At 60.0% G+C, this 12,256-nt stretch carries 8 protein-coding genes and 1 pseudogene; 8 read left to right on the top strand and 1 reads right to left on the bottom strand.

Annotation, left to right across the window (positions count from 1 at the left end; genetic code table 11):
* Positions 1-109: 109 nt before the first annotated feature.
* The 8 genes and pseudogenes from ACGYK7_RS15240 to ACGYK7_RS15205 all read left to right on the top strand — a co-directional run bounded on the left by ACGYK7_RS15240 (position 110) and on the right by ACGYK7_RS15205 (position 8,936).
* The gene (locus tag ACGYK7_RS15240) at positions 110-1,627 is read left to right on the top strand and encodes a type I restriction-modification system subunit M (RefSeq protein WP_394403394.1); all 1,518 of its coding nucleotides are present in this window, start codon (positions 110-112) and stop codon (positions 1,625-1,627) included.
* Positions 1,617-2,876: a restriction endonuclease subunit S gene (locus tag ACGYK7_RS15235; protein ID WP_394403393.1), complete on the top strand. Its 1,260-nt coding sequence runs from the start codon at positions 1,617-1,619 to the stop codon at positions 2,874-2,876. The genes ACGYK7_RS15240 and ACGYK7_RS15235 overlap by 11 nt, the downstream gene beginning before the upstream one ends.
* Complete coding sequence (locus ACGYK7_RS15230) at positions 2,866-3,096, top strand: DUF2188 domain-containing protein (RefSeq protein ID WP_394403392.1); 231 nt, start codon at positions 2,866-2,868, stop codon at positions 3,094-3,096. Before ACGYK7_RS15235 ends, ACGYK7_RS15230 begins: the two co-directional genes overlap by 11 nt.
* 3 nt (positions 3,097-3,099) lie before the next feature.
* A complete protein-coding gene (locus tag ACGYK7_RS15225) occupies positions 3,100-4,170 on the top strand; it encodes a DUF4917 family protein (RefSeq protein WP_394403391.1) in 1,071 nt (356 codons plus the stop codon).
* Positions 4,170-7,397 (top strand): type I restriction endonuclease subunit R, encoded by a 3,228-nt coding sequence (locus tag ACGYK7_RS15220; RefSeq protein WP_394403390.1) that lies wholly within the window; start codon positions 4,170-4,172, stop codon positions 7,395-7,397. Before ACGYK7_RS15225 ends, ACGYK7_RS15220 begins: the two co-directional genes overlap by 1 nt.
* A complete protein-coding gene (locus ACGYK7_RS15215; protein WP_394403389.1) occupies positions 7,394-8,110 on the top strand; it encodes a M48 family metallopeptidase in 717 nt (238 codons plus the stop codon). The genes ACGYK7_RS15220 and ACGYK7_RS15215 overlap by 4 nt, the downstream gene beginning before the upstream one ends.
* Positions 8,111-8,446: 336 nt before the next feature.
* A pseudogene (locus tag ACGYK7_RS15210) lies at positions 8,447-8,569 on the top strand (ATP-binding protein); the annotation flags it as partial.
* A 97-nt stretch (positions 8,570-8,666) separates the two neighbouring features.
* On the top strand, positions 8,667-8,936 hold the full coding sequence (locus ACGYK7_RS15205) for a hypothetical protein (protein ID WP_394403388.1): 270 nt from the start codon (positions 8,667-8,669) through the stop codon (positions 8,934-8,936).
* Positions 8,937-9,143: 207 nt separating this feature from the next.
* Here the strand turns inward: ACGYK7_RS15205 and ACGYK7_RS15200 are convergent, their stop codons facing one another.
* Positions 9,144-12,023, bottom strand: a complete 2,880-nt coding sequence (locus tag ACGYK7_RS15200) for a response regulator (RefSeq protein ID WP_394403387.1) — start codon at positions 12,021-12,023, stop codon at positions 9,144-9,146.
* Positions 12,024-12,256: the final 233 nt, after the last annotated feature.

Genomic DNA, 12,256 nt, shown 5'->3' with positions numbered 1-12,256 from the left:
AAGATCAGACATATCACCGCTCCGTTTTCGGACGGTGAATCATGCGGCTCCGCGATAATCAATGGGTCCTGAGCCTAAGCAATCTAACAAAAGAAAAGGGCGCCCACTGATGAACAATCAAGTCACTCAACAGCAGATCAATCAGACTGCTTGGGCTGCATGCGACACGTTCCGCGGAGCTGTAGATGCAGGGCAGTACAAAGATTACATCCTCGTGATGTTGTTCTTGAAGTACATTTCGGACCTCTGGAACGACCACCTCGAGACTTACCGCAAGCAGTACGGAGATGACGAGGCCCGCATTCGCCGGCGTCTCGAGCGGGAGCGATTCATTCTGCCCAAGGGCGCCAGCTTCTACGACCTCTACGCCCAACGGAACGAGCCCAACATCGGCGAGCTGATCAACATCGCGCTGGAGAAGATCGAGGACGCGAACCGGGCCAAGCTCGAAGGCGTCTTTCGCAATATCGATTTCAACTCGGAGGCCAATCTCGGCCGCCCCAAGGATCGCAATCGCCGCCTCAAGAACATGCTTGAGGACTTCGCCAAGCCCGCGCTCGACCTGCGCCCGTCGCGGGTGACCGAGGACATCATCGGCGAATGCTACATCTACCTGATCTCGCGCTTCGCGTCGGACGCTGGGAAGAAGGCGGGCGAGTTTTTCACCCCTGCACCGGTCTCACGTCTGCTGGCAAAGCTGGCCGCCCCTCAGCCCGGGAACACGATCTGCGACCCCGCATGCGGCTCCGGCTCGTTGCTGATCCAGGCCTCGCAGGAGGTCGGGTCCGAGAACTTCGCCCTCTACGGGCAGGAGGTGAACGGGGCGACCTGGGCGCTGGCCCGGATGAACATGTTCCTGCACGCCAAGGACGCCGCCCGCATCGAATGGTGCGACACGCTCAACAGCCCGGCGCTGGTCGAGGGCGATCATCTGATGCGCTTCGACGTGGTGCTCGCCAATCCTCCGTTCTCGCTCGACAAGTGGGGGGCGGAGGACGCCGCCGGTGACCAGTACAACCGCTTCTGGCGCGGCGTGCCGCCCAAGTCCAAGGGCGACTACGCCTTCATCACCCACATGATTGAGATCGCCAAGCGCCAGTCCGGCCGTGTGGCGGTGATCGTGCCGCATGGCGTATTGTTCCGGGCCGGGGCCGAAGGGCGCATCCGTCAGCAGTTGATCGAGGAGAACCTTCTCGACGCCGTCGTCGGGCTGCCCGCCAACCTGTTCACCACCACGGGGATCCCGGTCGCCATCCTGATCTTTGACCGCTCGCGCGAGGAAGGCGGCGCCAACGAGGATCGGCGCGACGTGCTGTTCATTGATGCCAGCAAGGAGTTCACGCCTGGCAAGACCCAGAACATGATGGACGAGGCGCATCTGGCCAAGGTGCTGGAGACCTACAGCACCCGCGCCGAGGTCGAGCGGTATTCGCACCAGGCCAGCCCCGAGGAGATCGCCGAGAACGGCTTCAACCTCAACATCCCCCGCTACGTCGACACCTTCGAGCCGGAGGAAGAGATCGACGTCGCCGCTGTGCAGAAAGATATCCAGCGGATTGAGGGCGAGCTGGCCGAGGTGCGGGCGAAGATGGCCGGATATCTGAAGGAGCTTGGCGTTGAAGTTTGAAGCTCCTACAGGTTGGGATCTCGTCTCATTGTCTCAAGTCGCCACCGTGCAAACGGGATTGGCGAAGGGCAAAGTTGTGAATGGTCAAGCGTTGGAATTGCCATATCTACGGGTGGCCAATGTTCAGGACGGGCACCTCGATCTCGAGGTGATCAAGACCATTACGGTGTCGCCAGAAAGCGTGGCCCGGTTTTCGCTGCAACCGGGTGACGTGCTTTTCACGGAAGGCGGCGATTTCGACAAATTGGGCCGGGGAACAGTTTGGCGCGGAGAGATCCCAAACTGCCTACACCAAAACCATGTTTTCGCCGTTAGGCCATCACCATCAAAGTTGTTACCCGAATTTCTCGCAGCACTTGCCTCGTCCGCTCATGGGCGGCGCTATTTTCAACTGTCATCCAAGCAGAGCACGAACCTCGCGAGCATCAACTCAACACAGTTGAAGGAATTCCCCGTCCCGTTACCGTCACTCGATCTGCAGCGCAATATTGTTGAAATCTTGGGTACCTGGGACAAAGCGCTCGAGAAACTCGCCACCCTCCGCGCATCTAAACAGGATCGGTTCAATGGCTTGAGCCAGCAGATCATGGGGCGCGGCGGGGTCTTCCCCGAGCGGTGGCCCCTCAAGAGCCTGTCGGCCGTTTCAACTCCTGTTCGGCGCAAGAGCGCGGGCGACAATCATCCTGTTATGACGATCTCGGCGAAGTCCGGTTTCCTCATGCAGTCCGACAAGTTCGCACGCGACATGGCGGGCCGCAGCGTCGAGCGCTACACACTCCTGCACGAGGGCGAATTCGCCTACAACAAGGGAAACTCAAAGACCGCCCCCTATGGCTGTGTCTTCCGCCTCGACCGGCCCACGGCGCTGGTCCCCTTCGTCTACTACTGCTTCGCGCTGAAGCCGGGTTTCGATCCAGAGTTCTACGAGCATCTCTTCGCCGCCGGTGCGTTGAACCACCAGCTCTCGCGCCTGATCAACTCGGGCGTCCGCAACGACGGGCTGCTCAACCTTTACTCTGACCACTTCTACAGCTGCCGGGTGCCGGTCCCGCCGATTTACGAGCAACGGAAAATCGCGCGGGCCCTGACGGCCGCAAAGCAAGAACTGGTGTTGCTCGATGAAGAGATCGAAGCCCTGACCCGTATGAAGCGCGGCCTCATGCAGAAGCTGCTGACGGGTGAATGGCGCGTCCCGCTCGACCCCGTTGAAACCCTTTCAAAATCCGAGGAGTCTGAACATGCCGGATAAGAAAAACTACTGGACCCAGCAACGCCAGGACGGGAAGTGGGAATCCAAGCGTGAAGGCGCCACGCGCGCCAGCAAAGTCACAAACACCCAGTCCGACGCCTGGGCGCATTCGCGCCGGAAGGCTGGCGAAACCCAAGGGGAAGCTTTCTTGAAGGGCCGCGACGGCAAGATCCGGGAACGGAACACATATGGGAAAGATCCCTATCCGCCGAAAGGGTAATTCATGGTAGACCTCCTGACATTCGATCAAGCCATTGAGCATTCAGCGCGCTTTAAGAAGCGGCACTTGTTGCTTGGCAACGGTTTCAGCATTGCCTGTCGGCCGAAGATCTTCACATACGGCTCACTGTTCGAGCAGGCGGATTTTTCATCGGCACCCCGCTTGCCTACGGTCTTCGATGCTGTCGGAACGACGGACTTCGAGCATGTCATCAAGATGCTCGAGGACGCTTCACGTGTTGTTCCCGTCTATTCAAAGGAGGCAACGGAGGGAGCCGCTTTAATGGCTGCCGATGCCGAAGCATTGAAAGACATTCTCATTCAGACGGTGGCCAACAATCACCCCAATGTTCCAAATGAGATCGCCGACGAGCAGTTCTGGGCATGCCGCCGGTTCCTGGCTCATTTCCTTGGGGACGGAAACAAGGACGGAAAGGTTTACACCTTAAACTACGACCTCCTGCTCTATTGGACCTTGATGCACGAGGACATGGGTTTCGACGATCCCATCAGCCTTGCTGCCAACGATGGCTTTGGCCGCGATGAAGACACGGAGCCGGAATATGTGAACTGGATGGGCGAGAGCGGCGCGCACGGACAACGCGTTCACTACCTCCATGGCGCTTTGCACCTGTTTGATGCTGGTGCGGAGCTTCAAAAGTACACCTGGGTTAACACTGGAAAGCCTCTACTTGAACAAGCTCGCGAAGCCATGGGCGCGCGCAAGTTCCCACTTTTCGTCGCTGAGGGCAAAAGCAATCAGAAGCTGGCCAAGATAAAGCACAGCGCCTACTTGCACCATTCATACAAAAGCTTCTCCTCGCAAATGGGTCAAAGGAATGATGCGCTCTTCATATTCGGACATAGCCTTGCCGAAAACGACCAGCACATCCTGAAGAAGATCGCTCGAGGCAAGATCGGGCAGATCTACGTCGGTCTCTATGGCGATCCCAATGATGATGGCAACAAGGCGATCAGGTCTGCTGCAAACTCCCTTGCGGCTCACCGTGATGAATGTGTCCCGCTGTCTGTTGCTTTCTTCGATGCTGGTTCCGCCCAGGTGTGGGGGGCGTGATGGATCGAGACCATGGGTTTGATGCCCGCGAAAAACACCAGTCCCAGGTACCGGCACTGCAGCTACTCGTGGCGCTCGGGTTCACCCCGCTCTCGCAGGAGGAAGCCGTGCGCTTGCGTGGCGGGCGCCTGCGGAACGTTGTGCTTGACGATATCCTCTCCGAGCACATCATGCGCATCAACCGCTTCACTCATCGCGGCCGCGAGTATGGTTTCGACCTTGAGGACGCGCATGAAGCTATGCGGCGGCTCAAGCCCACGCCGGACCGGCTGAAGGGCCTCCGCGGAACGAACCAAGACATTTACGACACGCTCGTTCTCGGCACGACCATAACGAAGTCCATCGACGGCGACTCGAAGAGCTACTCTTTCCGCTACATCGATTGGGAGCGGCCGGAGAACAACGTCTTCCACGTGACGGCCGAATTCTCGGTTGAGAGGACCGCGTCGAGCCAGACTAAGCGATGCGACATCGTAGCCTTCGTGAACGGCATTCCGGTTCTCGTGATCGAGAACAAGCGGCCGACCGAGAGCCTGAAGAAGGCGGATAGCCAGCTGATCGGCTACCAGAGCGAGGACAACATCCCGCAAGTCTTCCACTTCGCCCAGCTACTGATCGGCATGAACCGGAACGAGGCGCGCTATGCGACGGTCGGGACGCCGCGGAAGTTCTGGCAGACCTGGCGCGACGAGGAAGACACCGACGAGGCCATCGCGCCCTTTGCCAACCGCGTGCTCACCCCGGCGGAGAAGAACGCCATTTTCTCCGGCGAGTTCGTGGGCACGCGAGCCTACTTCAACGCCATGGCCGCCGAGGGCGAGCGCGCGGTCACGGTTCAGGACCGGATGGTGTACGCGCTGTGTCGCCCGGAGCGGCTGCTCGACCTCATCCGTCGCTTCACCGTGTTCGACGGCGGCGTCCGCAAGATTGCGCGCCACCAGCAGTTCTTCGGGATCCGCCGCGCCGAGGAGACGGTCAAGCAGCACGATGTCAGCGGCGCTCGCAAGGGCGGCGTGATCTGGCACACGCAGGGCTCGGGCAAGTCGCTGACCATGGTGATGCTGGGGCGCTCGCTTGCCTTGGAACGCAGCATCGAAAACCCGCGGATAATCATCGTCACGGACCGCGACGATCTCGACAAGCAGATCAAGGACACCTTCAAGTCCTGTGACCTTGAGCCGGTCCGTGCGACAAGCGGGGCGCACCTTCTGGAGCTCGTCCAGAACAAGTCTCCGTTGGTCACTACGATCATCAACAAGTTCGACACGGCGCTGAAGAACAGCAAGCTGGTGGACGAGGATCCCAACATCTTCGTGCTGGTCGACGAGAGCCACAGGACGCAGACGGGTCGCTACGGCGGCCACAGCCAGTTCGCCGCCAAGATGCGGCGCCTCTTGCCCAAGGCCTGCTACCTCGGCTTTACCGGCACACCTCTGCTCAAGAAGGAAAAAAACACGCTGTCGACCTTTGGGCGGCTGATCCACCGCTACGCCATCGACAAGGCGGTGGCCGACGGCGCCGTCGTGCCGCTGCTCTACGAGGGACGGCTTGTCGAGCAGCAGGTCTCGGGCGCCGTGATCGACCGCTGGTTCGAGAAGATCAGCGAGGGGCTAACCGACAACCAGAAGGCTGACCTCAAACGCAAGTTCTCCCGAATGGACGCGCTGGCCAAGTCCGACCAGGCAATTCGAGCTAAGGCTTTCGACATCTCCGAGCACTATCGACAGCACTGGCAGGGCACAGGCTTCAAGGCACAGCTCGTTGCCCCCTCGAAGGCAGCGGCCGTCCGCTTCAAGGAGGTTCTCGACGAGATCGGCCACGTCTCGAGCGCGATCGTAATCTCGCCGCCGGATGAGAACGAGGGCAACGAGGAGATCGACCAAGAATCCAAGGATCTGGTACGCCGCTTCTGGTCGCAGATGATGGCGAAGTACAAAACCGAAGAGGAGTATAATCGCCTGATCATCGATGCCTTCAAAGGCTCCAGCGATCCGGAGATTTTGATCGTCGTTTCCAAGCTCCTCACCGGTTTCGACGCCCCGCGGAACACGGTCCTTTATATATGCAAATCCCTGAAGGAACATAACCTCCTGCAGGCGATTGCGCGGGTGAACCGGCTCTACGAGGCGGGCGGAACAGAGAAGCAGTTCGGCTTTATCGTCGATTACGAGGGGCTACTCGGCGAGCTGGACAGCGCTCTGACGACGTATAGCGCCTTCGAAAATTACGAGGCGGCCGACCTCGCGGGAACGGTGCATGATGTCAGGGAGGAGATCCGAAAGCTTCCCCAGGTCCACGATCAGCTCTGGGATCTCTTCAAACAGGTCCGAAACAAAAAGGATATGGAGCAGTTTGAGCAGCACCTTGCCGACGAGGCGCTTCGTCGCGAATTTTACGCGCGGCTCAAGGCATTCAGCCGTTGCTTGCACATCTCGCTCTCGTCCGACAAAATATTCGATGTTCTCGACGAGACCAAGGCCGGTGCCCTGAAACGCGACTGGAAACAGTTTTCCGAACTCAAGCGCTCCGTCCAGCTACGCTACCAGGAGACGGTCGATGTCCGCGAGTTCGAGCCCAAGATCCAAAAGCTCCTTGATGACCACGTTGTGGCAATGCCGGCGGAGACCATCATCGAAGTGGTCAACATCAACGATCCCGACGCGCTGCAGGCAGTCGTCGAAGAGAAGGGGGTGTCCGAGGCCTCGAGGGCCGATCGCATCGCCAGCGCGACCCGGCGGGCAATCACCGAGAGGATGGGTGAGGACCCGACGTTCTACAAACAGTTCTCCGAGCTGCTCGAAGAGACCATCCGCGAGTACCGCCAGAAGCGGCTCTCTGAGCGTGAATACTTAAATAGCGTTGCGGATCTCGCGAGCAAGGTGGCCCGCAAAGAACGCGGCCGGGATGTCCCGGAAAGCATCCGAGGCGACGAGGATGCGCAGGCGTTTTTCGGGATCCTTGACGGTCAGCTCAAAGTAAACGCCGATAAGCTGGTGGGCAGCAATGATTCTGCAGCGATTGCTCAACAGATCATCGCCATCATCAAATCACACCTCATCGTCGACATCTGGTTGAACGAGGTGGCGCAGAACAACCTGCGCAACGCTATCGATGACTACTTCTTCGACGTGCTTCGTGACGAGAAGGGTATCGACCTCCCTGTGGATGTGCTTGACGACCTCGAACTGAAGATAATGGACCTGGCTCGGGCCCGGTTCGCGGCATGACGCGGGAGTTGCACCGTCTGCGGTACGGCGAGCAGGACATCCAATACGAAATTGTTCGCCGCCCGAGGAAGACACTGGAGATCGCCGTCGAACCGGATGCATCGGTGGTGATCGCGGCTCCCCAAGACGCAACGTTGGAGGCGATTGAAGCCAAGCTGCGGAAGCGGGCAGCGTGGGTGACAAGGCAGCAACGGTACTTTTCTCAGTTCCTGCCGCGGACAACGGAGCGCAGGTTCGTTGCTGGAGAGACGCACCTCTACCTGGGGCGCCAGTACCGGCTGAAGGTGATGCCGGATGTCAAGGAAGGCGTCAGGCTGGTTCGCGGCTTCATAGTCGTGCAGACACATCGGCCGACCAAGTCGGAAGTGACACGCCGTCTGGTCCAGGAATGGTACCGTGACCGGGCCCACATCAAGTTTCCAGAACGGGTTGAACTCTGTCTCGGTCTGTTCCCCGAACCCGAGGTATTTCGGCCAAGAGGCCTCATCGTTCGCCAGTTAAAGCAACGATGGGGTTCCATGTCGCCGGCCGGGCGATTGCTTCTGAACCTTCGTCTCATTCAGGCGCCGGTCGACGCCATCGACTACGTTGTTACGCACGAGCTCTGCCATGTGGCGGAACCTCATCACGGCATCGCGTTCTTCGAACTTCTCGACAAAGTAATGCCCGATTGGAAGGCCAGAAAGATAAGACTCGAGAGATTGATGTCCTGATCCGAACAGAAAGGCTCTCTGCTTTGAAGACATTCCGCGGGCATTCGAAGAAATGAAGGTTGCGGGAAGCAGGGCGAGCGCTCTCCACGCACCTCCACCTTGTCGCGGATGTCATTAACCAAACCGGTGCTGATTGGGAACACTCAGAGAATTGAAGAAGTTTCTCAGCATGTGAGCGCAGCCGGGCGGAATCTCTTCAAGGGAATCGGCGCCGGGGCAACTCGACTGAAATTTGACATCGCACAATAGGATTGCCTCTACGCGAGCAACTCCGATGCCACACGGAAGCAGAGCTTGTGACCGCGATACGTTGACGGTTCCCCTCAATCCTGCCGCGGCGATTGTCCCAGCTTCTTCGGTGACGCGTAAATTTCTACCGCGATCCTCGACAGGCACACCCACCATTGCGAGATCGTGGAGACCGGCAACGAAAGCTGTCGCCTCAAGAACCGCGCATAACGCAAATCAGGAATTCCGCAGGTCACGCAGTTTGAGCCTGCTCAGCATTAAGGGGGTGCATATTGGGCGCCGAAAAACGGTCAATCTTACATGCTAATTGACAGCGTTGGATGCAGCACAGCACGGTGGGCGGATTTATCGCGAGGGCGGCCCTGCCATTCTGCAACGCGATGCAGACCAGCTTGACATCGACATTATTCGAACTGCGGAGCGCGCGTGTGAGCGAGATATCATGCTCGACGACAGCGACGATATCGCGGGCCATCTCAAAGCCGATGATCTCAAGGTCATATGGAAACGCTCAACAATCTTGCTATTTTGTTGCTACTTGACAAATGAAACGTTTTTTGTCAATTCACATCAATGACTTACACAGCGTCACTCCAGTCCATCATGGGTGCCACAGAGAGCCGCGCGGCGCGGTAAACCTCGGCGTGGGTGAGTTTTTGGTCGCGCATGCGGCAGGCTCCGTCTTTGGGTCACGGCCTTCTGCACGGCTTTGCGGGGGTGGCGCAAGCTGTTCTTATGCCATCCCCGCCCCCGCGCGGGATGTCGCGGGGGCGGGCGCGCCGCGTTACATCGCTGTCGCCGTTTCCGTCTGCGCCAGAATGCCCAACCGCGTGAAGGCCCGTTCGAGGTCGCGGTCGCCGAAGGGTTTTTGAACCACGGCGCAGCGGCCCAGTGCTTCGGCGGCGGGGACTTCCGCTTGGCCAGTGGCAAAGATGATGGGCATATCGGGATGTTCAGCCCGGACCCGGATGGCGACCTCTTCGCCCGAAATATCCGGCAGGCCCACGTCGATCAGCAGCGCGTCATACGCCCCGGTTTGCAGCCTGTCCAAGGTTTCCTGCCCCGATGCGGTTTCCGTGACTTCGGTCCCAAGCCCGCTGAGGATATCCGCCAGATCGAGCCGGATCAGCGCGTCGTCCTCGCACAGCAGGACGTGACGGGGCCGCGCGGAATGCTCTTGTGGCGGGGTCTCGGTCTTGGTCGTGGCGGCAGGGGCCGAGGAGAGCGCTTCGCGCACCTTGATCGCCAAGGCGTCTTTGGTGAAGGGTTTGGCAAGGAACTGCACCCCGGCGTCAACCCGGCCATCGCGCACAATCGCATCGCGCGAATAGCCCGAGATGAAAAGGATCGGCAGATCGGGCCGCTCGGCCTGAAGGGTTTCGGCCATGTCGCGGCTGCTGAGTTCGCCAGGCATGACCACGTCCGATATCACGAGGTCGAATTCAGGCGCTTGCCGCGCCGCCTTGAGCGCTGCCGTGGGGTGTTCTGCAGTGCGCACGCTATAGCCCAAATCGGTCAGCAAAGCGGCGGTGGCATCGCGCACCTCGGCGTCGTCTTCGACCAGCAAAAGCGTCTCAGTCCCGCCCACGATCTCGGAGGGGTCATGCCACTGCAAAGGCTCCGCCTCCGTCTCGGCCCGTGGCAGCAGCAGCGTCACCGTCGTGCCTGCGCCGGGGCGGCTGGCGATGGTTACCCGCCCGCCCGATTGCCGCGCAAAGCCATAGACGGTGGAGAGGCCCAGCCCGGTGCCCTTGCCCACGGGTTTGGTGGTAAAGAAGGGATCAAAGACCTTGGCCAGCGTCTCGGCCGGGATGCCCGGCCCGTGGTCGATGACTTTGACTTCGACGTAATCGCCCGCCACCATGTCGGGCTCACCAAGCAGTTCCTTGGGCCCGATATGGCGGTTTTCGACCGCGATCTTCAGCTTGCCGCGCCCCTCCATCGCGTCGCGCGAATTGATCACGAGGTTCAGCACCGCGTTTTGGGTGCTCGCGGCATCGGCATAGGCGGGCCATAGGGCCTCGGGCGTGTCGATCTCGACCGCCATCCCCTCGCCCAAGGCGCTGCGCATGATGTCGTCGATATCCCGCAGCAGATCGCGCAGGTCGATCGAGCGGGGCTGCAACGGCTGGCGGCGGCTGAAGGCAAGCAGTTGCGAAGAGAGCGACGCACCGCGCTCTACCGCGCGCATCGCCGCATCGAGCCGCAGCCTTGCGGGCGAATCCGCGGCGATCTCACGCGCGGCCATGGTCAGGCTGCCCGTCATCACCTGCAACAGGTTGTTGAAGTCATGCGCGATGCCACCGGCGAGATTGCCCACCGCCTCGACCCGCTGGCTCTGCGCCAATCGGTCATGCAGCTCTTCCAACTCGCGGTTGCGTTTCTCGACACGCTCTTCCAACGTCGTGTTGAGATCGGCCAACTGGCGCGACAGTTCTTTCTGCTCGTGAATGTCGGAATTGGTGCCGACCCAACGCATCAAGGCGCCTCGGTCATCCCGGATCGGCGCGGCGCGCACCAGATGCCAGCAATAGGCTCCATCGGCCCGCCGCAGTCGAAACTCGGTCGCATAGACCGTTCCGGTCTCCACCGCATGGGCCCAAGCCGCAATCGTCTCGGCGCGGTCATCGGGGTGAATGATCGTCGGCCAAGCGTCGCCCACCAAACTGCCCGGTTCCACCCCCGCAAAGGCATAGACCTGATCGCTGATCCAATCGAGCTGCCCATCGGCGGTGGCGGTCCAGACATGGACCGGCATGGTATGGGCCATGGTGCGGAACCGTTCCTCGGCCTCGCGCAGCCGGGTTTCGGCAAGCTTATGCGCGGTCACGTCATTGCCTTGGATCATGATCCCAATCGTCTCGCCCCGCACGTTGTCGAGCGGTTGGAAAACGAAATCCACCACGACACGTTCCGCCGGACCGTCGGCGCGGCGGCGCACCCAGGCCTCGGCCCCCTGTTCGCTGACGGCCTCTCCGGTCCGATAGACTTCGTCCAGCATTTCGAAAAAGCCCTGGCCTGCGATCTCGGGCAGGGCTTCGCGGACGGGCTTGCCGATAAGATCCCGTTGGCCCACCAACTGCATATAGGCGGCGTTGACCGTGCGGAAGACGTGGTTCGGCCCCATGAGGGTGACCATGGAATTCGGCGCCTGTTCGAAGATCATTTTGAAAAGATTGATCCCGGTATCAAGCTCAAGATTCTGCTGGGTCACCTCATGGGCGCGGCGCAGCACGGCGGCTTGGGCCGGGATTGGCCCCTCGTCAACCGTCGTTTCGGCGGTGTAAATCTCGGTGATGTCCTGCGTGTGCTGCAAAACGAACTTGACCTCACCCTCGGGGTCCAAGATCGGCGTATGGGTCGCACTCCAATAGCGGTCTTCGGTTGTGCCATCGGCGGTGTCGATCGGATAGGGAATGACCGGCAGGTGATCGGTGGTGCCGTCGCGAAACACCCGTTCAAAAGACGCCCGCAACATCCGCCCCGACTCGCTTTCAGGGTCCGAGGGGAACTCTTCGAAGAGGTTTTTCCCAATAAGCCCCTCCATCTTGCGGTCCGTCACCTGCAGATAGGCGTCGTTGGCCCAGACCACCCGAAGCGCACTGTCCAACAACACGAAGGGGGACGGCGCGGCTTGGAGGATTCTTTCAAAGTCGTGATTCATCTTTGGGGGTCTTCTATTCAATGAAAAGTGCTGATCGGCAGGCCGAAGGGCGCAAGGACGGTGCCCGCGGCTGACAAGCGGTGCCCGCCACGCCGGGGCGGATTTCGAATGCGGGTCTACATGTCATCCTATCTCGGAACTGCCGGTTTTGGGCAATGGCGCCGCTGCGTTTCAAACGCGTTTCGGGCATAGTTAGCGCGCAATCTGCCGAACGCCAGATTTTCGCGCATATT

The sequence above is a fragment of the Sulfitobacter sp. 1A15299 genome (assembly GCF_043556915.1).
Lineage (GTDB): Bacteria > Pseudomonadota > Alphaproteobacteria > Rhodobacterales > Rhodobacteraceae > Sulfitobacter.
Note: the sequence above shows the minus strand (reverse complement) of the source record. Positions and strands in the feature narration are given on the sequence as shown.

Coding starts and splice junctions, on each gene's coding strand:
- ACGYK7_RS15240 (WP_394403394.1), top strand. CDS start 110: ATGAACAATCAAGTCACTCAACAGCAGATCAATCAGACTGCTTGGGCT.
- ACGYK7_RS15230 (WP_394403392.1), top strand. CDS start 2,866: ATGCCGGATAAGAAAAACTACTGGACCCAGCAACGCCAGGACGGGAAG.
- ACGYK7_RS15225 (WP_394403391.1), top strand. CDS start 3,100: ATGGTAGACCTCCTGACATTCGATCAAGCCATTGAGCATTCAGCGCGC.
- ACGYK7_RS15220 (WP_394403390.1), top strand. CDS start 4,170: ATGGATCGAGACCATGGGTTTGATGCCCGCGAAAAACACCAGTCCCAG.
- ACGYK7_RS15215 (WP_394403389.1), top strand. CDS start 7,394: ATGACGCGGGAGTTGCACCGTCTGCGGTACGGCGAGCAGGACATCCAA.
- ACGYK7_RS15200 (WP_394403387.1), bottom strand. CDS start 12,023: ATGAATCACGACTTTGAAAGAATCCTCCAAGCCGCGCCGTCCCCCTTC.